Origin of the sequence: Tardiphaga sp. 619_E2_N8_4 (assembly GCF_051810905.1) — a bacterium.
Taxonomy (GTDB): domain Bacteria; phylum Pseudomonadota; class Alphaproteobacteria; order Rhizobiales; family Xanthobacteraceae; genus Tardiphaga; species Tardiphaga robiniae.
In genome coordinates, this window is the sequence record NZ_JBPWQJ010000001.1 from 3,800,517 (window position 1) to 3,823,279 (window position 22,763).

The 22,763-nt window shown below is 61.5% G+C and carries 23 protein-coding genes; 13 read left to right on the forward strand and 10 right to left on the reverse strand.

Translation table 11 applies throughout. The features are described from left to right. The first annotated feature begins 184 nt into the window (after positions 1 to 184). Both AB8A23_RS18230 and AB8A23_RS18235 read left to right on the forward strand, forming a co-directional pair. Entirely contained in the window at positions 185 to 829 is a 645-nt protein-coding gene (locus AB8A23_RS18230; protein ID WP_089264630.1) for a DUF47 domain-containing protein, read from the forward strand. 14 nt (positions 830 to 843) lie between these two features. Next, positions 844 to 1,860 carry an inorganic phosphate transporter gene (locus AB8A23_RS18235; protein ID WP_089263901.1) on the forward strand — a complete coding sequence of 339 codons (1,017 nt, stop codon included), beginning with the start codon at positions 844 to 846 and terminating at the stop codon, positions 1,858 to 1,860. 6 nt (positions 1,861 to 1,866) lie between these two features. Here the strand turns inward: AB8A23_RS18235 and sugE are convergent, their stop codons facing one another. After that, positions 1,867 to 2,181 carry a quaternary ammonium compound efflux SMR transporter SugE gene (gene sugE / locus AB8A23_RS18240; RefSeq protein WP_068731015.1) on the reverse strand — a complete coding sequence of 105 codons (315 nt, stop codon included), beginning with the start codon at positions 2,179 to 2,181 and terminating at the stop codon, positions 1,867 to 1,869. 206 nt (positions 2,182 to 2,387) lie between these two features. On the opposite strand from sugE, the gene AB8A23_RS18245 reads away from it, so the two are divergent. Next, a complete protein-coding gene (locus AB8A23_RS18245; protein ID WP_439058655.1) occupies positions 2,388 to 4,007 on the forward strand; it encodes a peptide chain release factor 3 in 1,620 nt (539 codons plus the stop codon). 191 nt (positions 4,008 to 4,198) lie between these two features. Then, positions 4,199 to 6,112, forward strand: coding sequence for an ATP-dependent nuclease (locus AB8A23_RS18250; protein WP_439058654.1), 1,914 nt, complete (start codon positions 4,199 to 4,201; stop codon positions 6,110 to 6,112). A gap of 356 nt (positions 6,113 to 6,468) precedes the next feature. On the opposite strand, the gene AB8A23_RS18255 is transcribed toward AB8A23_RS18250, so the two are convergent. Together AB8A23_RS18255 and AB8A23_RS18260 are read right to left on the reverse strand one after the other, a co-directional pair. After that, a complete protein-coding gene (locus tag AB8A23_RS18255) occupies positions 6,469 to 6,924 on the reverse strand; it encodes an SRPBCC family protein (RefSeq protein ID WP_439058653.1) in 456 nt (151 codons plus the stop codon). 51 nt (positions 6,925 to 6,975) lie between these two features. Next, on the reverse strand, positions 6,976 to 7,641 hold the full coding sequence (locus AB8A23_RS18260; RefSeq protein WP_439058652.1) for a VOC family protein: 666 nt from the start codon (positions 7,639 to 7,641) through the stop codon (positions 6,976 to 6,978). Positions 7,642 to 7,836: 195 nt separating this feature from the next. On the opposite strand from AB8A23_RS18260, the gene AB8A23_RS18265 reads away from it, so the two are divergent. Together AB8A23_RS18265 and AB8A23_RS18270 are read left to right on the forward strand one after the other, a co-directional pair. Continuing rightward, complete coding sequence (locus tag AB8A23_RS18265; protein WP_439058651.1) at positions 7,837 to 8,442, forward strand: hypothetical protein; 606 nt, start codon at positions 7,837 to 7,839, stop codon at positions 8,440 to 8,442. 306 nt (positions 8,443 to 8,748) lie between these two features. Beyond that, positions 8,749 to 9,108 (forward strand): hypothetical protein, encoded by a 360-nt coding sequence (locus tag AB8A23_RS18270; RefSeq protein ID WP_439058650.1) that lies wholly within the window; start codon positions 8,749 to 8,751, stop codon positions 9,106 to 9,108. Between the two features lie 216 nt (positions 9,109 to 9,324). Here the strand turns inward: AB8A23_RS18270 and AB8A23_RS18275 are convergent, their stop codons facing one another. Further along, complete coding sequence (locus tag AB8A23_RS18275; RefSeq protein WP_439058649.1) at positions 9,325 to 10,320, reverse strand: Bug family tripartite tricarboxylate transporter substrate binding protein; 996 nt, start codon at positions 10,318 to 10,320, stop codon at positions 9,325 to 9,327. 150 nt (positions 10,321 to 10,470) lie between these two features. On the opposite strand from AB8A23_RS18275, the gene AB8A23_RS18280 reads away from it, so the two are divergent. The 6 genes from AB8A23_RS18280 (at position 10,471) to der (ending at position 15,148) form a co-directional block, all read left to right on the forward strand. After that, complete coding sequence (locus AB8A23_RS18280) at positions 10,471 to 11,055, forward strand: NnrU family protein (protein WP_320444432.1); 585 nt, start codon at positions 10,471 to 10,473, stop codon at positions 11,053 to 11,055. A gap of 4 nt (positions 11,056 to 11,059) precedes the next feature. Continuing rightward, the gene (panB, locus tag AB8A23_RS18285; protein WP_439058648.1) at positions 11,060 to 11,908 is read left to right on the forward strand and encodes a 3-methyl-2-oxobutanoate hydroxymethyltransferase; all 849 of its coding nucleotides are present in this window, start codon (positions 11,060 to 11,062) and stop codon (positions 11,906 to 11,908) included. 96 nt (positions 11,909 to 12,004) lie between these two features. Continuing rightward, positions 12,005 to 12,259, forward strand: a complete 255-nt coding sequence (locus AB8A23_RS18290) for a hypothetical protein (protein WP_439058647.1) — start codon at positions 12,005 to 12,007, stop codon at positions 12,257 to 12,259. A gap of 172 nt (positions 12,260 to 12,431) precedes the next feature. Beyond that, the gene (locus tag AB8A23_RS18295) at positions 12,432 to 13,085 is read left to right on the forward strand and encodes a tetratricopeptide repeat protein (RefSeq protein ID WP_068731023.1); all 654 of its coding nucleotides are present in this window, start codon (positions 12,432 to 12,434) and stop codon (positions 13,083 to 13,085) included. A 72-nt stretch (positions 13,086 to 13,157) separates the two neighbouring features. After that, positions 13,158 to 13,709, forward strand: a complete 552-nt coding sequence (locus AB8A23_RS18300) for a hypothetical protein (protein ID WP_439058646.1) — start codon at positions 13,158 to 13,160, stop codon at positions 13,707 to 13,709. A gap of 53 nt (positions 13,710 to 13,762) precedes the next feature. Further along, entirely contained in the window at positions 13,763 to 15,148 is a 1,386-nt protein-coding gene (gene der / locus AB8A23_RS18305; RefSeq protein WP_439058645.1) for a ribosome biogenesis GTPase Der, read from the forward strand. Between the two features lie 62 nt (positions 15,149 to 15,210). Here the strand turns inward: der and mddA are convergent, their stop codons facing one another. Both mddA and AB8A23_RS18315 read right to left on the reverse strand, forming a co-directional pair. Continuing rightward, on the reverse strand, positions 15,211 to 15,993 hold the full coding sequence (gene mddA / locus AB8A23_RS18310) for a methanethiol S-methyltransferase (RefSeq protein ID WP_439058644.1): 783 nt from the start codon (positions 15,991 to 15,993) through the stop codon (positions 15,211 to 15,213). Between the two features lie 54 nt (positions 15,994 to 16,047). Further along, complete coding sequence (locus AB8A23_RS18315; protein ID WP_439058643.1) at positions 16,048 to 16,683, reverse strand: hypothetical protein; 636 nt, start codon at positions 16,681 to 16,683, stop codon at positions 16,048 to 16,050. An 81-nt stretch (positions 16,684 to 16,764) separates the two neighbouring features. On the opposite strand from AB8A23_RS18315, the gene AB8A23_RS18320 reads away from it, so the two are divergent. Beyond that, positions 16,765 to 17,805, forward strand: a complete 1,041-nt coding sequence (locus tag AB8A23_RS18320) for an AraC family transcriptional regulator (protein WP_439058642.1) — start codon at positions 16,765 to 16,767, stop codon at positions 17,803 to 17,805. A gap of 12 nt (positions 17,806 to 17,817) precedes the next feature. Here AB8A23_RS18320 and AB8A23_RS18325 read toward each other — a convergent pair whose 3' ends face one another. The 4 genes from AB8A23_RS18325 to AB8A23_RS18340 form a co-directional block, all read right to left on the reverse strand. Then, entirely contained in the window at positions 17,818 to 19,128 is a 1,311-nt protein-coding gene (locus AB8A23_RS18325; protein ID WP_439058641.1) for an HlyD family type I secretion periplasmic adaptor subunit, read from the reverse strand. Further along, the gene (locus AB8A23_RS18330; protein ID WP_439058640.1) at positions 19,118 to 20,965 is read right to left on the reverse strand and encodes a type I secretion system permease/ATPase; all 1,848 of its coding nucleotides are present in this window, start codon (positions 20,963 to 20,965) and stop codon (positions 19,118 to 19,120) included. The genes AB8A23_RS18325 and AB8A23_RS18330 overlap by 11 nt, the downstream gene beginning before the upstream one ends. A gap of 11 nt (positions 20,966 to 20,976) precedes the next feature. Next, positions 20,977 to 21,732: a hypothetical protein gene (locus tag AB8A23_RS18335; protein ID WP_439058639.1), complete on the reverse strand. Its 756-nt coding sequence runs from the start codon at positions 21,730 to 21,732 to the stop codon at positions 20,977 to 20,979. A gap of 145 nt (positions 21,733 to 21,877) precedes the next feature. Continuing rightward, positions 21,878 to 22,693, reverse strand: coding sequence for a hypothetical protein (locus AB8A23_RS18340; RefSeq protein WP_439058638.1), 816 nt, complete (start codon positions 22,691 to 22,693; stop codon positions 21,878 to 21,880). Between the last annotated feature and the right edge of the window lie 70 nt (positions 22,694 to 22,763).

Sequence of the window (22,763 nt, forward strand, 5' to 3'; positions counted from 1 at the left end):
TCAGGAAAAGCAGGCTGTCATAAAGCGGTGGATGATCGGGCCTAAAAGGTGCGCGATTGCCCGTCTTGGCCGGAAATGCTTTATGACATCCGTGTGACACAGGGCCGCCGGCGGTGGCCCCGCGGGACCATGTCCGCCATCTGGCGGTCCGGTCGCTGCGTTTTCCTGACAGTTGGATGAGATGATGCTGCGTTGGTTCCGGTCCTTTCTGCCCCGGGAGGAAAGGTTTTTCGACCTGTTCGCCCGCCATTCAGTGACCGTGGTCGAGGGCTCCAAGGCGCTTGCGGGGATGCTGGAAGGCGGCGACGAGACGCCGGTCTACTGTCAGCGCGTCAACCAGTTCGAGAACGACGCCGACGCCATCACCCGCGAGGTGCTGACCGCCGTTCGCCGCACTTTCATCACGCCGTTCGATCGCGTCGACATCAAGAACCTCATCACGGCGATGGATGATTCCATCGACCAGATGCAGCAGACGGCGAAAGCGGTGATGCTGTTCGAGGTACGCCAGTTCGAGCCGCCGATGCGCGAAATCGGCACGCTGCTGGTGGAATGCGCCAACCTTGTCGGTCGCGCCGTGCCGCTGATGAGCGCCATCGGCGATAATGTCGGCCTGCTCACGGCGATCACCGAGGAAGTCGGCAAGCTCGAAGGCCGCGTCGACGATCTGCACGACATCGGGCTCAAGGAGCTCTTTCTCAAGCATCGTGACGCCAACACCATGGATTTCGTGGTCGGCGCCGAGATCTACAAGCACCTTGAAAAGGTGGCCGACCGCTTCGACGACGTCGCGAACGAGATCAACAGCATCGTCATCGAACAAGTATAAGGCAGGGCCATCAGGTGGACGCCACGCTCGCCTTTCCGGTGCTGATCGGCCTCATCGCCATCGCATTGCTGTTCGACTTTCTCAACGGCTTGCATGACGCTGCCAATTCGATCGCGACGATCGTCTCGACGCGCGTGCTGCGGCCGCAATATGCCGTGCTGTGGGCGGCATTCTTCAACTTCATCGCCTTCCTGGTATTCGGTCTGCATGTCGCCAACACCATCGGCACCGGGATCATCGAGCCCAGCGTCATCGATCCCGCGGTGATCTTTGCGGCCCTGATGGGCGCCATCGTCTGGAACGTGATCACCTGGGGCCTCGGCATTCCCTCAAGCTCGTCGCATGCGTTGATCGGTGGCTTGCTCGGGGCAGGTGTCGCCAAGGCAGGACTCTCGGCAGCCTTGTGGACCGGGCTGTCCAAGGCGCTGCTGGCCATTGTGCTGTCGCCGCTGGTGGGCTTCCTGCTGGCGCTGGTGCTGGTGGCCATCGTGTCATGGGCCTCGGTGCGCTCGACGCCCTTCGCCGTGGACCGCGCCTTCCGCATCCTGCAATTCGTCTCGGCTTCGCTGTATTCGCTCGGCCATGGCGGCAATGATGCGCAGAAGACCATGGGCATCATCGCTGTGCTGCTGTACTCGCAGGGCCATCTCGGGACGGAGTTTTCCGTGCCGTTCTGGGTCGTGCTGTCATGTCAGGCGGCGATGGCGCTGGGCACGCTGATGGGCGGCTGGCGCATTGTCCGCACCATGGGCCTGCGCATCACCAAGCTCACGCCGATGCAGGGCTTCTGCGCCGAGACCGGCGGTGCCGCGACGCTATTTGCGGCGACGTTCCTCGGCGTTCCCGTCTCGACCACGCACACCATCACCGGCGCGATCGTCGGTGTCGGCGCGGCACGTCGTGTGTCAGCGGTGCGCTGGAACGTGGCGAGTTCGATCGTCTATGCCTGGGTGATCACGATCCCGGCCGCGGCGATCGTTGCCGCCGCGACCTGGTGGATCGTGAAGCTGCTGCATCTGAGCTTTATCTGACGTAGGTCACGAGACCAGCTTCAGTCCGGCAATGCCCGCCACGATCAGCCCGATACAGGTGATCCGTGCCACCGTTGCCGGGTCGCCGAACAGGTACATGCCCAGCGCTGCGGTGCCGACCGCGCCGATGCCGGTCCACACCGCATAGGCGGTTCCCATCGGCAGTTCCTTGAGGGCGAGGGCGAGCATGCCGACGGACGCGGTCATGCTGATCAGGGTCAGGACGGAGGGGACGAGGCGGGTAAAGCCTTCGGTATATTTGAGCCCGACGGCCCAGCCGACTTCAAGCAAACCCGCGATGAACAGCAACAACCAAGCCATGGAACGGCCTCCTGATGAAAGTACAGGGCCGTCCCTGCAAGCAAAGGTCTCCCTTTGCCGGATGATGATGATTTGGAGGTCGTCCTCGCAGGGGTTATATGGGACCCACGCAGCCGGATCGCAACGCGGCCGATGGTCGCCACTTCGGCCAGTTTCCCGCCCAAAATCCCTTGATTGCGCCCGTTTTCCCTGCCACAGGCACGTTTATGTCCGATATCGCCCTTTCCGCCGACTCAGCCGCGCGTTCCCCGCTTGCCAATGAGGTCGCCCGCCGCCGCACTTTCGCGATCATCTCGCATCCTGACGCCGGCAAGACCACGCTGACCGAAAAGCTGCTGCTGTTCGGCGGCGCCATCAATCTGGCGGGCCAGGTCAAGGCCAAGGGCGAGCGCCGCAACACGCGCTCCGACTGGATGAAGATCGAGCGCGACCGCGGCATCTCCGTCGTCACCTCGGTGATGACCTTCGAATTCCAGGGCCACGTCTTCAACCTGCTCGACACGCCGGGCCATGAAGACTTCTCGGAAGACACCTATCGCACGCTCACCGCGGTCGACAGCGCCGTCATGGTGATCGACGCCGCCAAAGGTATCGAGGCGCGCACGCTGAAGCTGATCGAGGTTTGTCGTCTCCGCGACATCCCGATCATCACCTTCATCAACAAGATGGACCGCGAGAGCCGCGATGTGTTCGATCTCCTGGACGAGATCGAGAAGACGCTGGCGCTCGACACCACGCCAATCAACTGGCCGGTCGGCCGCGGCCGCGATTTCATGGGCACCTATGACATCGAGACCGGTGGCATCCGCCTGCTCGAGGGCGGCGGCGCCAAGACCGGCGCAGCCGAGAAGATCAAGATTGCCGATCTGGCCGGCCGCAACCCCAATCTCGATGCCAGCGAGGTCGCCGACGAACTCGAACTGGTGAAGGAAGCCTCGAAGCCGTTCGACCTGCAGTCGTTCCGCGAAGGCCATATGACGCCAGTCTATTTCGGCAGTGCGCTGCGCAATTTCGGCGTCGGCGATCTGCTCGAAGGTCTCGGCCGTTTTGCGCCATCGCCGCGCGCGCAGGAATCTAATTTGCGCAAGGTCGAGGCCGACGAGCCCCGGATGTCGGCCTTCGTGTTCAAGATCCAGGCGAACATGGACCCCAACCATCGCGACCGTATCGCCTTTGCGCGGCTGTGCTCCGGCAAGCTGACAAGGGGCATGAAGGCCAAGCTGGTGCGCACCGGCAAGAACATGTCGCTGTCGTCGCCGCAATTCTTCTTCGCGCAGGACCGCGCCATCGCGGACGAAGCCTATGCCGGCGACGTGGTCGGCATTCCCAATCACGGTACGCTGCGGATCGGCGACACGCTGACCGACGGCGAGGACATCACCTTCATCGGCGTGCCCAGCTTCGCGCCGGAAATCGTGCGCCGCGTGCGCCTCGGCGATGCGATGAAGGCGAAGAAGCTGAAGGAAGCCTTGCAGCAGATGTCGGAAGAGGGCGTCGTCCAGGTGTTCCGCCCGCGCGACGGCGCGCCGGCCCTGGTCGGCGTCGTCGGCCCGCTGCAGCTCGACGTGCTCAAGGCGCGGCTCGATGCGGAATATCAGTTGCCGGTGAGTTTCGAAGTCTCGGAATTCTCGCTGGCGCGCTGGATCTCTTCGGATGACAAGAAGAAGCTCGAGACCTTCATGTCCAACAACAATTCCGGCGTCGCCGATGACGTCGACGGCGATCCGGTGTTCCTGGCGAAGAACGACTTCTATCTGAATTACACCAAGGAACGCGCCGAAGGGATCGTGTTCTCGGATATCAAGGACGTGAAGAAGCAGGGGTGAGAGAGCAACTGGGCTCTGTCTTTTGCGCTGCACATTCAGCCGGGAATTTCAATTAAGCTGAAAAATCAACCCTCTTAGTGAGCGCTGCAATATGGCGACAGACTAGCAATCGCCCGCTTCGCTATGTCCCACAACCTTTGCTTGCAAATTGCCTCCCAAGTTGAGAGCTTACTGAAGCTCTGGGGGATGACATGCAAATTGGCGCGGTTGCAATAGAGAATTTTCGTTCAGTTCAAAGTCCAAGCGTTGAGTTGGCTGGCCATAGTATCCTTCTCGGGTCGAACAACGCTGGGAAGTCGACAATTCTGAAAGCAATTGACCTCTTTTTTGACGCCGCCGCGCGCATTACAGCGACTGATCATTTCTACAGCAATACTAAGCTACCAATCGTCATCACCATCAAATTCATAAATTTGACGCCGCACGAGGTGGAAGAGTTTAAGGGAGCCGTTACTGAAGGCGTGATGACAGTATCGCGTGAACTATCTGCCATCGATCCTGAAAGCGGCATCTATTCAGTTAACGCGCTAGTCAATCCTGAATTTGCGGAGTTCCGGAATGAAAAGAACGGGACAAAGAAGAGGGGATTGTTTGGTAAGTTGAACAAGCAATATGCCGGCGAGTTTGGCGACGTATCGACCGTCGATGATATGCAGAGAGCGCTTCTCGAATGGGAAGCGAAGACTGACATGAAGTTGAGTTCTGAGAAAGTGCGCGGCTTTTTCGGCGCCCCGAACGTAGCAAATGGTAAACTCAAAAAACGAACGAACTTGCGTTTAATCCCAGCGGTCAAAGAAACTTCGTCGGAATTTCAAGACGCAAAGAAGAGCCCGATCCTTGGCTTACTTTCGGACATCGCGAATCAAATATTTGAGAATCGAAAGGAACTCACGGAGTTTATCGAGAAAGCGCGAGCCGAAGCGCAAAGGCTTACAGACCCAAATGGGATACCACAGCTTGGCAACATCAGTGACGCTCTCACGTCGGCAGTTCAGCGATTCTATAGTGAGACGTTGATTGAGGCTGATTGGATCGCGGACGACCCGCTAAAGGTCATCTTTCCAGTACCTAGGATTCTCCTGTCACACCGTAAGGCTCGTGTCCCGGTTGAGTATGTTGGTCATGGCCTGCAACGGGCAGTTCTTTTTGCCATCGTGCAATTTTTAGCCGAACGCCAAAGCCAATTACCTGATGAAGCAAAGACGGTGTATGATGCTCCGTTGAGCGACATAATAATTTTGATTGAAGAACCCGAGATATATCAGCATCCGATAAAGCAACGACAAATCTATGAGGCATTCAGAAATATTGCGGCACGTTTCGATGAGTCAACGGGGATACGAATTCAGATAATCTATACCACGCATTCTGAGAAATTAATCAAGCTTGAGCAGTTTGATTCTGTTCGGATCGTGAGAAAAGTCGGCGAAGGTGATGGCATACAGACAACTTGCTATTCGCTAACTCTCGAAAAATGTAGTCAGTTGATGGCTGCGGCAATAGATGCCGTCACGCCAATGCAGCCGGAGGCCTTCGGGGCGAAGCTTCATATCTTTAATAGTGATGTGTCTGAGGGATTTTTTGCGGAGAAGATTATTCTAGTCGAAGGGCCAACCGACAAAGCGATCCTTGAGGGCGCCTACAAAGAGAAAGGGCGCAATGCAATTGAGGAGGGGATTTCGATCATCTTTATGTCCGGAAAGACAACGCTAGATAAGCCCTATTTGATATTCTCAGAACTAAAAATACCGACCTATCTGATGTTTGATAACGACAGGAGTAAGAAAGAAAAAAGGCAGAAGCCGGAAACGAACATTCTTCTGCAGAAACTTTGTAAGGTCGCAGAGCCGACCGAATGGCCGGAAGGCGTATTTGATCTCTTCGCGGCGATGCCGGGAAATCTTGAAGATTATCTAATATCTGTACTATCAGATGAGTACGAGCAGCTAATGAACGATGTCGCCGACGAATATAAAATGACCGTAGATGACATCAAGAAGACACCTGCTGCCGTTGCTGCTGTTTTCACCACGGCAAGACTCAAAGGGTTTGAATTTAAATATTTCGATGAGGTTCTCGCTAAGGTCGACGGTCTATCAAGTTAGCTTGACGACATTGATTGCCTCCACAATCCTCTTAACATTCCCCAGCCCCAGATTTCGGATTGGTGATGTAATAGAACCCCGGCAGGGGGAGGGACTGCGCGTTCGTATGCCGACGCAGCTGCCTCCCGACATAGTCAGGACGATCCGCCGGGTCGCTCCGGCGGATCTTGACCTGCTAGCGGTACGCAATACATGAACCGCTTGAGAAGACCGTATCGCTGAATTCTTAAAGAAAGATTCCTGACCGCGAAGCGTGTCCGCAACTATCGTCAGTCAATGCAACAGAGAATCGGTCGCTGCCCCAACATAGTTGTCGTGAAGTGGATACGAAATTCGTGCGACCTTGAGGCACAGCCTCAGGTGCCGGATTCCACGATCCTCTTGATATTCGCCAGACCCAACTCCGCTTCTTCATCGATCCGCTGAACCACTTCCGGCGTCGGCGCCTTCGGCCGCGCAGGATTACGCAAAGTCCGCATGAATTTCGTCCCGCCATCCACCACATCGCACACATACTGCACGACGATCGGGCCGGTGATGCTCATATGTGTCAGGCCGATCCAGAGCCGCGGACGTTCGCAGGCGATCACCAGCCAGTCCAGCGCGACCGGGCCCGACCGCGTCGACCAGTGTTCGTGAAACGTGTCGCCGAACCGCATCGGACGATCCTCGCAGTCGATGTCGTGCGAGGAGGGCAGCCATTGCGGCCATGTTTTCGGATTGGTGACGTAGTCGAACACGGCTTCGGGCGCAGCCGCGATCACGATGGAGTGGCTGCGCTCGAACGGATGCGTTGATACGGTCGTGGTCATCCGGCATTTCCCTTGTCGTGTATGTATTCCATGTGCAGCGCGATGCGGCCGCTATGTCGGTAGCGGCTCGCCGGTCTGCTCACGCACCAGGTAATCGGCATACCAGTCCGGCCAGTTCTCGTCATGCTGGCCGCCAGTGCGCTTCTCGTGCTCGCCATGGGCGATCGCCGCCCGCCGCAATGCGGCTGCGAGGTCAGCAGAAGAGTTAAACGTCGTGGCACTGGCATCGACCCGTCCGGGCAATCGCGCGGTGATCTCCTGAAACAGCCAGCCGTTGCCGTCCGGGTCGTTGAATGATGCGAAGGAGCGATAGCTGGCGCGCGCGGGATCGAGGCCGTTCACCCGAAGCCGTCCGAACAAATAAGGCTCGTCCGGCCCGACATTGACATCTCCGGCGTGGAAGGCGTCGCTCACCTTGACTCCGCGGCCGAGCAGGTCTGCACGGGCCGCGTCGATGTCGGAGACGATCAGATACAGACCCTGCGCCGAGCCCGGCGTCGCGGCGGTGACGTTCTTGCCGAAGATGACCGAGCAATCCGAACCCGGCGGCGTGAACTGGATCACGCGATAGTCGTCGCCGACCACGAAGTCGGCGTCGAGCCTCCAGCCGAGATTTGCGTAAAAACTCTTGGCCGTGTCGACATTCGACACGGGAATGACGACGATTTCGAGCTTCATAGTGATGGACGTATCACGATGCACCTGGGGACTGCTCATGTCGGTCTCCTGAGGTTGGGGTGTGACGACGACGTGTGGTGCCGGGCTGCGCACAGGCGCAACAATGTCTGCAATCGGTCGTTTGGCCGGCGTTCCGCTTGTTGGTCTGCTCGTGCAGTTGTGACCCATCCCGATCTTGATGACGCCACACGCCTGTATCATTTCAGGTGAGGGCGCATTTGCAAGGGTGTCCGAATGACACGGAACCTCACGTTACTGTTGATCGTCAGCGTACTGGTGGCATTCGCCGGGCAGGCGGAGGCGCGGCGGCTGCGCGCGGGCGATGCAGTGCCTTTCTCGCACAGGCCGTGCAGCGTGCTCGATGGCGAGCCGTGCACGCCGTCCACCTGTAGCGTGTTCGATCACGGGCCGTGCATTCCCGAGATCGATTATCCGATCGGCCAGAACCTGCAGGTCACGGTGCTGAGCGTGCCGCCGGGCGATCAGCAGGCTCTCTACCGCAAGCCCGATCATGATCTCGATACGATCGGCGACCTGTTCGCTGCCTTGCGGTCGTGCTGGTCGCCGCCAGCGACGGACGTTGCGCGTGAGGGCATGCAGATGTCGGTGATGTTTTCGTTCAACACGGCGGGCAGGCCGATCGCGCCGCCGCGCGTAACATTCGCGAGCAAGGATGCGCCGCAGGACACGCGCGGCACCTATCTCAAGGCCATCGACGGTTCGCTCGATGGTTGCCTGCCGCTGAAACTCACCAAAGGCCTCGGCGGCGCGATCGCCGGGCGGCCGATCATGATCCGCTATGTCGACAACAGGGAGTTGGAGAAGCAGTCCGGGAAGTAAGCTGCTTCCTAACCTCGCCCCGCATTTGCGGGGAGAGGTCGGAGTCGGCGCGTAGCGACGGCTCCGGGTGAGGGGCCTTGAATGGCGGGGGGAGGACGCGGAATCTCGGGTCTGCAGTATCGAGATCCGAGGGTGCTTCTTCGTGGCTGGCTTTGTGCCATGCCCCTCACCCGAAACACGCGCTGCGCACGCGTTTCGACCTCTCCCCGCGCAGAGCGGGGAGAGGTTAAGAGCGTGAACCGCTGCGCCATCCGCCGCGACGAAGGGGAAATCACTCCGGAGGCGGCAATGTTTGGATGCAGGTTCGTGTTGATTGCGACGATTGTTGGCGCTGTCGGTGCGCTCACCGGCGGCAGCGCCTTGTTGTTCTGGCCCGAGCCCGACAACTGGACCGAGGAAGCCAAGGCCTGCGTCGGCGACAAGTATGTCGGGTTCTGGCAGGACAACGGCAAGTATTCGTTCAAGATGGATTTCGAGAACAACTGCGCCCGCAAGATCGCCTGCGGCATCGACGTCACGGTAACCAACGCCAAGGGCTCGGTGAAGGACCACGGCATGGTGATCATCCCTGCACGCGGCCAAACGCCGAGCGAGGCGAGCTACAGCATTCCGACCTCGTCGTCGTCCGGCATGGCGCAAACCGCGCGAAACTGCCGGTTCGTGTGACGGTGCTTCTTACCTCGCCCCGCATTTGCGGGGAGAGGTCGCGCGCATCTCAGCGCGCGGGTGAGGGGCCTTGTACGGTGTTAAGGCAAGCGTGGACTCGCGGGTCGGTCAGCGGAACCTGAGGGAGCGTGTTTGTGGCAGGCCTCGAGCCATGCCCCTCACCCGCCGCGAAGACGCGGCGACCTCTCCCCGTAAAGAACGGGGAGAGGTTAGACCTCAATCGATCCTGATCTTCGCCGCTTTGATCACCTCGGCCCACAGCGCCTTCTCGTCGGCCATGCGCCTGCGGAGCTGATCGGGCGTGGTCGGCGAGGGCGTGATGAGCTGCAGCTTCAATTTCTCGATCACCGCGGGCTCGGCCAGCGTCTGCGTCACTTCGGCATTGATCGTCGCCACCACTTCCTTCGACAGCCCGCCCGGGCCGACCAGCGCATTCCAGGCGTCGGACTGCACGTCGATGCCGCTCTCGGTGAGTGTCGGCACGTCCGGCAGGAACGGCGAGCGCTTCGCAGTGGTGACGGCGAGGATCTTTACGGCGCCGGTGGCGAGCTGCGGCGTGACGCCGATGGCGGGGAGGCATGCGACCTGCACATCGCCGCGGATCAGCGCGGTGGTCGCCGCGGGGGACGACGGATAGGGGATGTGCACCATATTGGCGCCGGCCTTCTGCGCGATCGCTTCCATGCAGAGCTGCGACAGCGTGCCGACGCCGATCGAGCCGTAGCCGAGGCCCTTCGGATCGGCTTTGGCCTTGGCGAGGAATTCCGCGACCGTATTGACGCCGAGGCTGGTCGGCACTGCGAGCACGCTGGGGAGCTGCGTCAGCAAAGTGATCGGTGCGATGTCGGTGTCGGGATTGTAGGGCAGCTTGGCAAACAGCAGCGTGTTGATGGCGAGCGGGCCGCCGAGCGAGATGCCGATGGTCGAACCATCCGGCGTGGATTTGGCGATGGCGTCGGTGCCGATATTGCCGGAGGCGCCGGGCTTATTCTCCACGACGAAATTGGTGCCGGGATGCCGCGTCTGCAGACTGTCGGCGAGCACGCGACCCACGATGTCCGGGCTCGCACCGGCGCCGAACGGCACGATGATGCGAACAAGCTTGGGCGGCCAAACGGGCGCCTGCGCGTGCGCTGCGAAGGGCAGCGTCGCGAACAGCAGCGCTGCGAGCGCAAGGTGAAGGCGGGCAGGTGTCGTGTCGTTTCGCAGCATTGCGTGCGTCCCCTGAAAAGTGATACCCGGAAGCCGTCTGACCGGCACCAAAGGCGGCTAAAATCCGCTGGCCGGGCGGGACCATAGTGGGAATTTCAGGGCGGGCAACCCATCCGGCACGCAACCGCCCGGGCGAGAGGACTGAACATCATGGGACTGAGCGTGATGATCCTCGGCCTCGTGCTGTTTCTCGGCATTCACCTGTTCATCATCAGGCGCGAGGCGCGCGCGGAGCTGATCGCACGCCTGGGCGAGAGCGTCTACAAGCTCGGCTTTGCGCTGATCTCCGCTATCGGCCTCGCGCTGATCATCTGGGGCTTCGCGCAATATCGCGCGACCGGCTGGATCAATGTCTGGACGCCGCCGCTGGCGATGAAGCACATCACCGTCGCCCTGATGCTGCCGGCGGTGATCATGGTCACTGCGTCCTATATCCGCGGCCGCATCTACACCACGCTGAAACATCCGATGCTCGCCGGCATCAAGCTGTGGGCCGCCGCGCATCTGCTCGCCAATGGCGATCTCGGCTCGATCATCCTGTTTGGATCGTTCCTGGCCTGGGCGGTGATCGATCGTATCTCGATGAAACATCGCACTGACGCCGGCGGTCCACCGATCCCGGTCGGCGGTCCGATGAATGACGCGATTGCGGTCGCGGTCGGCATCGTCGCCTATATCGCTTTGGGTTTCGCCTTCCATCCGGTGGTGATCGGCGTTCCCGTGTTCGGAGCTTAAGTTCATGTCAGTTCAGTCGGCCATCAAGCGCAAGACCGCACCGGATATTCTCGCGCGCAAGAACGGCGAGCCGATCGTGATGCTCACCTCGTATCATGCGCATACGGCCTCATTGGTCGATCGCTATTGCGACGTGATCCTGGTCGGCGACTCGCTCGGCAATGTGATGCATGGCTTCGAGACCACAATCCCCGTGACGCTGGAGATGATGATCTTGCAGGGTCATGCTGTGATGCGCGGCTCCAAGCAGTCGCTGGTCGTCGTCGACATGCCGTTCGGCTCCTATGAAGCCTCGAAGGAACAGGCGTTTCATTCTGCCGCGCGCATCCTGAAAGAGACCCATTGCGGCGCCGTGAAGCTGGAAGGCGGAGCGCGTATGGCCGAGACCATCGCCTTCCTCACCGAGCGCGGCATCCCGGTGATGGCGCATATCGGCCTGACGCCGCAGTCGATCGCGGCGCTCGGTTCGTTCCGCTCACAGGGCAAGGAAGAGGCCGAAGCGATTGCGCGCGGCGAGAACGTGCCGGGGCCAATTCAGAACGATGCGATTGCTGTCGCGCAGGCCGGCGCGTTCTCCGTCGTCATCGAAGCAGTCGCAGAACCACTCGCGCGAAAGATCACCGAGACGATTCCGATCCCGACCATCGGCATCGGCGCGAGCCCGGCTTGTGACGGTCAGGTATTGGTGCTCGAAGATATGCTCGGCCTGTCGGCGCGGGTGCCGAAATTCGTCAAGCGCTACGGCAATCTCGGACCCATGATCGAGGCCGCCATCGAGGGCTACGCCACCGACGTGCGCTCGCGCGCGTTTCCGGGACCGGAACATGTCTATGGCGGCAAGCCGAAGGGCTGACGCAGGTTTGACGCAAGACGGACGCAGGATTTCCGCAGGAATTTTGCGGCCCGGCCGGGGTTGAAAGAGCAGGGGGCAATGCGAAGGATGTTGATGATGAAGGCCTTGAAATTCCTGAGCTTTGTCGCCGTTTTGGCGCTGCTTCCCGCGGCTTCCCATGCCGATCCGGCCAAAAAGGAGCGCAAGCCCCATTATCGCGTCGAGGAGCCGCGCCCGGTCGTAGGCCCGCCCAACGACACCCGCGGCAATGCGGCGCTGGGTGGCAACAACGCCAATTCGGCCTTCGGCGATAACAGCGCCGGGTCCAATGCCAATGGCCGCACCAGCGGCGGCGCCGGCGGCATGAACTGACGCGCCCAAAAGGCATCGGTTCGAAATTAAGCATTTCGGGATAACGCTTTGATCGCGCTGGCTTTGCCTTGCCAGCGCCATAACGCTAGGGTATCGCCGCCGCCATGCCGGAGCGCATATGCCCGGCGCCGCTCGGGGTGAGCGCGGCCCATCGGGGACAGGATACCTTTAAGTGTCTGAATTATTTAATGAAGTCGACGAAGATCTGCGTCGCGAGCAGCTCAAGAAGATCTGGGAGAAGTATTCGCTCCTGATCATCGCAGTCGCGATTCTGATCGTGGTCGGCGTCGGCGGCTGGCGTGGCTACAGCTATCTCGAGGCCAAGAAGGCCGCCGTGGCCGGTGCGGCGTTCGACCGCGCGGTCGAGCTGGCCGAGCAGAACAAGCATGCCGAGGCGGAAGCCGCCTTCACCAAGCTCGCTGCCGAGGCGCCGTCCGGCTACCGCACGCTGGCGCGTCTGCGCGCCGCTGCCGAGGCTGCTTCGCGCGACCCGCAAGCCGCCGTGAAGCTCTATGACGACATCATCGCCGACCGCACCGTTCCAGCACCCGAGCAGGATTTGGCGCGCATCCGCGCCGGCAGCCTGTTGCTGGAGACCACGCCCTATGAGGCGATGCAGACCCGCCTGGAGCCGGCGACGACCAATACCAGCACCTATCGCCATTCGGCGCGCGAGCTGCTGGCGCTGTCGGCATGGAAGGCCAACAACGCCGTGGCGACGCGGCAGTGGCTGGACATGATGTCCAACGATGCGGAGACGCCGGCGAGCCTGCGGACCCGTGCCGAAGCACTGCAGGCGCTGCTGCCGCCCGCGGCGAAAAGCTGAGCAAGACAAGAGCCGAATTAAAGCTGACCTGAAGCCGATCGTTCAGATCACGAGTTGAGTGAGAAGTCGTCCATGCGCCCGATGCAACGCCTCGTTTCCGCCGCCGTCCTGATCGCGCTGTCCAGCGCGCTCTCGGGCTGCGGCAGTATGACCGGCTGGGACCCGTCCGACATGCTCGACTTCCTGGACACCAAGAAGAAGCTGCCCGGCGACCGCAAGCCGGTATTCCCCGATGGCGTCCCCGGTCTTGAGCAGGGCGTGCCGCGCGATCTCTACAAGGAGAATGTCGAGCGCCAGCGCGCGCAGGAGGCTGCGCCCGTCGCAGCCGCCCCACTGCAGCCGCCGCCGGGCACGCCAGAGCCGAAGGGCCGCAAGGCGAAGAGCCGTGGCTCCGTTCAGGTCGGCACCGTCCGTCAGGACGGCGCAGCGCCCGCCGATCCCGATGCCGCCGCCGCCGAGGAAGGCAGCACGGCTGCCGCACCGCCTCCGCCGCAAGGCAAGAAGGTCGCCCGCCGCCGCAGCACTACCGCGCCGCCGCCGGATGAGCCGGCAGCAGCCGCGCCGGCCCAGCAGGCCACCACACCATTCCCGGCACCAGTGCCGTCGGGTAGTTTCTCGCGCTGAGTTCGCGCGCCCTCTCATTGACAGGCTGTCCGTAAAGGGCGCACGGATCACCTATGTCCTTCACGATTGCCATTATCGGCCGGCCCAATGTCGGCAAGTCCACGCTGTTCAACCGTCTGGTCGGGCAGAAGCTCGCGCTTGTCGATGACACCCCCGGCGTCACCCGCGACCGCCGCGAGGGCGAGGGCAAGCTTGGCGATCTCGAATTCACGCTGGTCGACACCGCCGGTCTCGATGAAGGCCCGAAGGGCTCACTGACCGCGCGCATGCAGGAACAGACCGAGACGGCGATCGCGCTGGCAGACGCGCTGTTCTTCGTCATCGATGCGCGCATGGGCCTAACGCCGAACGACCGCGCCTTCGCGGATTTCGCGCGCCGCGCCAACAAGCCGGTGCTGCTGCTCGCCAACAAGAGCGAGGGCAAGCACGGCGAAGTCGGCGCGATGGAATCCTATGCGCTGGGCCTCGGCGATCCGATCCAGGTCTCCGCTGAACACGGCGAAGGCCTTGGCGAACTCTACGATGCGCTGCGCGTGCTGATGCCGGAGCCGGTCGAAGAGCCTGAAGAATTCGACGATGACGACGTCATCATTCCCGAAGAAGAGATCGAGACGCGGCCGATCCGCGTCGCCATCGTCGGGCGCCCCAATGCCGGCAAATCGACCACCATCAACTATCTGCTTGGTGAAGAGCGCCTCCTGACCTCGCCGGAAGCCGGCACCACGCGCGACAGCATTTCGGTCGAGCTCAACTACAAGGGCCGCGACTTCCGCATCTTCGATACCGCGGGTCTACGCCGCCGTTCGCGCATCGAGGAGAAGCTGGAGAAGCTCTCCGTTGCTGATACGCTGCGCGCGGTGCGCTTCGCCGAAGTCGTCGTGCTGATGATGGACTCGCAGAACAAATTCGAGGAACAGGATCTGCGCATCGCCGATCTGGTCGAGCGTGAGGGACGCGCGCTGGTGCTTGCGGTCAACAAATGGGATCTGGTCGAGAAGCAGGGCGGCCAGATTGGCGCGCTGCGCACCGATGCCGATCACTTGTTGCCGCAGATCAGGGGGGTGCCGGTCGTTGCGATCTCCGGCCTGATGGGCGAGGGCGTGGAACGGCTGATGAAGGCGATACAGGATTCCTACGCGGTCTGGAATCGCCGCATTCCCACCGCCGGCCTCAATCGCTGGTTCGAGGATGCGATCGACAAGAATCCGCCGCCGTCGGTATCGGGTCGCCGGCTGAAACTAAACTACGTCACCCAGAACAAGGCACGGCCGCCAAGCTTCGTGGTGTTCTGCTCGCGCGCCGATGCGGTGCCGACGAGCTATCTGCGCTATCTCACCAATACGCTGCGCGAGGCGTTCGACCTGCCGGGCACGCCAATCCGCATCACGCTGCGTGAAAAGGCTAATCCCTTCGCGCATAAGCGCAAGCGGCCGAACTGATCAGCCAGCAAGAAAAAACGCCGGATCGCGGTGCACGCGATCCGGCGTTTCTATTTTGTGTGCTATCGCTCGCCGCTGAGTCCGAACGGATTGGCGTGCCTCTGCGCAGGCGGACGCTGTGATTTGCGCCACGGTAGGATCATCGACACCCGATCGCGGTAGCGGCGATAGTCGTCGCCGAACAGCTCGACCAGATCGCGTTCTTCCAGAAAGATCCCGACGAAGATGTAGGCGGTGGTGACGGCCGCAAACAACAGATGTCCGACCGTCATGAGCGGCGTCGCCCAGAAGGCGATGATGAAGCCGAGATAGATCGGATGACGCACGAACTTGTAGTAGAGCGGCGTGCGAAACACCGGCGCAGATGGCTTCTGGTCAGACAGATTCTGCACCACCTGCTGCACGCCGAACAACTCGAAATGGTTGATCAGGAACGTGCTGGTGAAGACGAGGACCCATCCGAACAGGGACAGCCCTGTCATCGCCATGGCCAGTTGCGGATTATCGATCTGCCAGACGATCGCCGGCATCGGGCGCCACTGCCAGAACAGCAGCAGAAGGCTCAGACTGGCGAACAGCACATAGGTGCTGCGCTCGACCGACGCCGGGACATATTGCGTCCACCACTGCTTGAACGACTTCCGCGCCATGACGCTGTGCTGGATTGCAAACAGCGACATCAGAGCGAGATTGACGAGCACAGCTTCCAGCCACGGAACCTGCGTTCCGGCGTTGATGTCTTTTGGTACCATCATTCCGTCGACGAAACCGATGGCGTAAAGGATCGTGATGAAGAAGATCGCGTAGGACGCGAGCCCGTAGATGAGTGCAATGAGGCGGGTCATGGAACTATCCTTTGCTGGTTGTCTTGTCGATTTGAACCAAGCGTAAGCGTTGCCTTAGCCGGTCCGTCCGGGAGGACCGGCGCGCGCTTCGGGTTGCCTGCTGCGCGGCTGGCTGGGGAGGAGAGATGCCTCGGCCACGCGCTCGCTTGACGGCGTGATCGGCGATAGATGAATGAGATTCGGCCGCAACTGACAGCGCGCGGGCTGATCACGGCGGATTTGTGCCGCATTGTGATCGGGCAGGCTGCCAGAGCAAGCACTCAGGGCGCCGACGGCGACGAGCACGCCAGCTGTAAGTATCCGAATGCGGAAGCTCACCATTTGTCGGATCGCGCGCGTGATGGTTTCCCGGTGCAGCGTATCAATCTGCGCGCGGTGGCCGTCGAAAGCGATCGATTCATCTGCGAGATGTTGAGTCGGGTCCGGTTGGGGCAGCGACACTTGACCCGACTCAAGAGCGGTATCGACGTCTTGCATATCGCGCTGCGCATGCTTGCTACTGAAGAAGCGGTGCGGGTCGGTTCGGAGCGGACTCTCGAGGAACTCGGCCACCGCGGCGCGTGATATTCCTGCCTTGGATAGCGATCTGTCGTCGATGCTGATTAGCCGCGCAATGGCGCGCCGCATCAACAGTGCTGCAATCAAGCGGAAGCTACGATCGGCGGCTTTGGACAGCCGTTTCTTGATCATCATCGTCTCCATCGGATACAATGCGCCACATGCCGCGCACGGTTGGGGCTGCGGACGATGATCGGAGGTTCAGGACCTCACATGATCGAGACACCGCCATCATTTGCAGCGACGCCGGATATTGATCGCGGTGGGGATTTGCTCGCAGATATGCTGCGGTCGATCCGGCTCAGCGGATCGGTATTTCTGAACGCCAGCCTGACCGAGCCCTTCGGCCTCATTAGTCCGAAACATTTCGACGAACGCACTCCGATGGCGCATTTGCGCCATGTCAGCATTTTTCATTTGATCGCGGCGGGCGAATGCACCGTCGAACTCGCCAGTGGCGAGCGAGGCACCATTGCTGCGGGCGACGTTCTGCTGATGCCGTTCGCCGACACGCACAGGTTCTACAGCGGCGGCGGCGCGGAGTTATGTTCCGCGATGGAACTGGTGCGGGCCGGTCCACTATCCGGCATGTGGACGATCGAGCATGGCGGCGGAGGGCGGGAGACCCGCATGGTCTGCGGCTTCATCGAATCGTCGGAGCTGCTGCATTCTCCGGTCTTTCGGACCCTGCCGCCGATGCTCATCGATCGCGCCGGCGACGACAAGGTGAGCGCGATTCTCGCCACGACGGTGCGCGAAATTCTCTCACTGACCGAAGATGCGACGCCCGGCAGCGAGATCATGCTCGGCCGACTGATGGAGCTGCTATTCGTCGAGGTGCTGCGTCGCTACGCTGCGGGATTGCCGCCCAGCGCGCATGGCTGGTTCGCAGCACTGAACGATCCCGTGCTCGGACGTGCGATGTGGCATGTCCACGGAAATCCCGGCCATCGCTGGACGGTTGACGATCTGGCCCGCGAATGCGGCACGTCGCGCACGGTGCTCGCCGAGCGCTTCAACGAGGTGTTGGGCCAAGCTCCGATCGAATATGTCACCAGCTGGCGGATGCAGTTGGCAGCGGAGCGCATGCGAACGGGTGGCGACAGTCTTGCTGTCATCGCCAGCGATGTCGGCTACGACTCCGAGGCGGCCTTCAATCGCGCCTTCAAGCGCGTGACCGGAATAGCGCCGGGTCGCTGGCGTGACGGCGCGAAGTCGGCGAAGCCGTATCCGAGCCCCATGCGCAGAGGCTGACCTCGACACCGGCTACTCCTCGCGAAATGATCGTGCGATCTGGTCGCCGATGGGCTTGACCAGAAAAGACAGGACTGTGCGTTCGCCGGTCTGAATGAAGGCTTCCGCAGGCATCCCCGGAACCAAAGCGAGTTTGCCGAGGCGCGCCAGTTGCTGCGGCGGGATGGTGATCCGCACGATGTAATGGGAAAGCCCGGACTTCTGATCCAGCGTGAGGTCGGCGGCGATGCGGCTGACGCTGCCGTTCAGTTCGGGAGTGGTACGCTGGTTGAAGGCCGACATGCGCAGCACGGCAGGCTGGCCGAGCCGTATCTGGTCGATATCCTGCGGTTTGATTTGTACTTCAAGTGCCAGCCTGTCGCTGTCGGGTACGATCAGCATGACGGTGTCGGCTGGCGAAATCACGCCGCCAACGGTGTGCACCGCGAGCTCATGGACCAGTCCGCTTTGCGGCGCGACAATATCGATCCGCTTGAGCTGATCTTCTGCAGTCACCTTCCGTTCGACATATTCCGCTGTCTGGCCCTCGATGTCGCGCAGGCTGCTGGCGACCTCGCTGCGGAGATCCTGGTCGATCTGAATCATCTGCAACTGTGTTTCGGAAATCTTGCCGCCGGATTGCGCCTGAGCTTCAACGAGCCGGCCGCGTTCGCCGTCGAGGTTTGCCGCTTCGCGTTCCAGCGCCATCATCCGCTGAATGGGCACCAGCCCTTTCTCCCAGAGTTCACGCACGCCTGTCAGTTCGCGTTGGATCAGGCCGATGCCGCGAATTTTCGCTTCTTCCTGAGCCACGAGGCCGCGCACTTCCTTGCCGTATTGAAGGCCGCGCTCGCGAAGCTGCGCCTTCTGGCCGAGCCGGGCGTCGCGGCGCAGTTCGAACAGTCTGCTTTCGCCTGCCATGAGCTGTGCGATCTCCGGATCGGCGGCGCGTGATCTGATTTCGTCGGGGAAGGCGATGACGCCGACCTCGTCGCGCTCGGTGCGGAGCCGGGCCCGTCGGACCGCGAATTCGTCGAGCCGTTTGGTAACGATGGCGAGATTGGCGCGCGTCTGCGTCGCGTCGAGGCGCATTACAATGTCGCCTGCAGTCACACGCTGTCCTTCGCGGACCAGAATTTCGCCGACCACGCCGCCGGTCGGGTGCTGGACCTTCTTGACGTTGGTATCCACGACGAAGTGTCCTGCGGCGACGACTGCGCCGGCCAGATTGGTCGCCGCGGCCCATCCGCCGATGCCGCCGACCAGCACAACACCCGCCAGCGTGGCGATGCCGAGGTGGCGCAGGATCGAGTGGGAGACCGCCGAGACATTGCTATCGGGCATCGCGATCTTCCATATCGTCGTGAGGATGTGTGCTCATTCCCGACTTGTCGGCGGGATTGGCGATCACCCGCAGCGGCGCCAGAGACCGCGCGGTGGCCGCATGGCCGGTCGTCGTGCCGCTGCCGTGTGCTGCGGGGGCGGGAGCCTTCAGCGCTTTGCTGAGGACGTCCGCGCGCGGACCGAATGCCTTGGCACGACCGCCTTCCATCACCAGGACGAGGTCAACGGCGCCGATTGCGCTCGGACGATGAGCGATGACAATGGCAATGCCCTTGCGCTCGCGGATGGCGGCGATGGCGCGGATGACCGCCGCTTCGCCCTCGACGTCGAGATTGGCATTGGGCTCGTCGAGCACGACCAGGAATGGATCGCCATAGAGTGCGCGTGCCAGCCCGATGCGCTGACGCTGGCCGGCGGACAGGGCGGAGCCGGCTTCGCCGATCCGCGTCTGGTAGCCATGTTCCAGCCGCAGGACGAGATCGTGCACGCCGGCAGCCTTGGCGGCAGCGACGATGGCCTCCGAGTCCGGGTCATCTTCGAAGCGGGAGATATTCTCGGCAATGGTGCCATCGAACAGTTCGACGCCCTGCGGCAGATAACCGATATCGCGACCGAGCATCTCGCGGTCCCATTGGTCGAAGCTGGCGCCGTCGATGCGCACCTTGCCATTGGCGGGTCGCCAGGCCCCGACCAGTGCGCGTGCCAGTGTGGACTTGCCGCTGCCACTATGGCCGATGATGCCAAGAGCGCTTCCGGCGGAGACGGCAAAGCTCAGCCCCGTGACCGTCGGCCGTTTCTCTCCGGGCGGCGCGATGGTCATTGCTTCGACGCGCAGATCGATATGGGCACGCGGCAGTGCCATCGTCTTGGTGGCTTCCGGCATGCACGTCAGCAATTCATCGAGCCGTGCCCAGCTCTGCCGTGCCATCAGGAACGGCTTCCATGTCGAGATGGCCAGATCCACGGGCGCGAGCGCGCGGCCCATCATGATCGAACTCGCCACCATCACGCCGGCGCTGGCTTCCTGCCTAATCACGAGATAGGCGCCGACACCGAGCATGGTCGACTGCAGCAGCGCACGCAGCGCGCGGGCTACACCACCGAGGCCTCCCGCCACATCGCCAGCCCGGCGATTGGCCGCCAGATAATCCGAGTTGGTACGATGCCAGCGCGCGGCCATCCGGCCGCCGAGGCCCATCGCGCGCACCACTTCGGCGTTGCGACGGCTGGCCTCCATCAGGGCGTTGCGAAACATGCCATGCTGGACGGTCTCGCGGGCGGGTCCCCTGGAGCGGGCATTGGTGAGAAGGGTGAGGGATACGAGGATGACCGCACCTACGAGGGCCGTGATGCCGATCCAGAAGTGAAACACGAAACAGATGGCGAGGTAGAACGGCATCCACGGCAGGTCGAAGAAGGCGGTCGGGCCAGGGCCGGACAGGAAGCCGCGCACATTGTCGAGATCGCGCAACGGCTGCAGGCCATCGCCGGGCAAAGGCATTTCAAGCGGCAGGCCGACAACGGCATCATGCACACGGCCGGACAACTGATGATCAAAGCGCTCGCCGATGCGCAGCAGAATGCGCGATCGAATGATGTCGAAAAGGGACTGAAAAGCGTAGAGCGTGGCCGCCAGCACACCGAGGCCGATCAGCGTCGAAATGCTGCGGCTGGCCAGCACGCGGTCATAGACCTGCAGCATGAACAGCGGCGCGGTCAGCGCGAGCACGTTCACGATGCCGCTGATCACGGCGATCCCCGCGATGGCGGACTTGAATGGCGAGATGGCCGCCGCAGCCAATGGCTGCGGCGTACTTCGCTGCGGAGCTTTCACCACGACAGCTCGGCTCAGACGGTGAAGTGGCCGTCCAGGATCAGACCAAGCATGTCTGTCCCGACATAGCCATCGAGCTGGATCGAGTTGGCGCCGTCGGTGATGGTGAGTACGTTGCTCTGATCCCACCAGTTGCTGTGGTTGAAGAACAGATCGACATAGTTCGAGATGTTGGTCACGCCCTGCAGGTCGAGGACGTCGAAATCGCCGGTGGCCGCGTGAAAATCCAGCACGACGTCATTGGCCCACCCGTCGGCGAAAACGAGCGTATCGTTGCCAAGACCGCCAGTGAAGCTGTCATTGCCACCGAAGCTCAGCATGACATCGTCGCCGGCCGTGCCGGTCTGGATGGTGCCCTGTTCGGCAAAGTAGCCGTAAAGGCCGTTCAGGCTGCCGTTCTGCGAGAGGTCGGTGATTGCGGCGTCGAAGGCCGGCGTCAGCGTTGCGCCGCTGAATCCGATCGACAGACCGGGATCCTGGACCCACAGATCGGTCGGCGCGACATAGGCCAGATTACTGCCGAGTGTCAGGTTGGTGACCGTGCCGTCGATGACGCCCGGCGTATAGGAGAAGTCATCACCGCTCACGATGACCGACGACTTGTCGTTATCGACGCCGCCGCCGATGCGTGTGCCGGCATACCATTGGTCGGTGGTGTTCTTCACGGCGTTAAAATTTCCGGGGCCGCGATATTCGAAATTGTCGATCCAGTTGTCCAGATAAGCGGGCAGGTTGCTGCTTGCTTCGCTATAGGTGATGGTCAGTGCCATTGCCGTTCCTCAGAATTTGGGTTGTCGGGACGTCGTGATCCAGCGGCGTGTCGTGATCACTGCAGGCGATCCCGATTGGAGGGGCTGACGCGACATCAGTGTCGCGTCAGCAGGTCGCGTGGCTGCGAGTTCGCAGCGAAGCCTGTTAGACGAAGGCGATATCGCTCCAGTCCAGCGTGCCGCCGCCAGCGAAGTTCACCGTAATGGTGCTGGTCAGGCCGTTGGTCGCGTCGGCATAGGTGAGGACATTGCCGGACAGGCTGCCGCCTGCGCCCTGGAATCCTGTGGCATTGGCCCAGCCGAAACCGGAGATCTGGATCTGGTCGGCGCCGTCGAAGAAATCCGTGATGACGTCGTCGCCCCAGCCCTGCGCTGCAGTGCCGGCGGCAGTATCGTAGTAATTCGCGCTCCAGAGGAACGTATCGACCAGCACGCCTCCATTGCCGGTCAGAACGTCGTCGCCAGCGAAGCTGACGAGAACATCGTCGCCTGCGGTGCCGGTCTGGTTCGTTCCCTGTTCGGCAAAATAGTCGGTCAGACCAGCGAATGACTGACCGAAGAACGTCCCGCCATCGACCTGCCCGCCATGCGACAGCGAATAGATCGCCTGATTGAAGGTGGTGGTGACGGGCATGTAGCCAGTGCTATTGGTGATGATCAGTTCCTGATCTTGCACCCACAGATCCGTGGCCGGCACATATTCAAGATTATGGCCGAGTGTGAGCGATTCCACATCGCCGTTGAATGTACCGGGCGAATAGCTGTAGTCATGGATGTTCATGATGACGGAAGGCAGGTTATTGTCGGTTCCTTCGGTATCGACACCGGCCGACCACTGATCCTGGCCGGTGAACGAGGTGGAGAACCAGCCGTTTCCATTGTAGGTGAAGTTGGCGTCATACGACGCCAGATATGTTGCGAGGTCGCTGCTTGCTGCCGTAAGCTGAAGATTGAGTGCCATTCTCGAAACCCTTCTCTGCTTGTTTTACCCGCCTTGTGGCGGGCCTCCATCCACGCCAATGGGGCGGGGA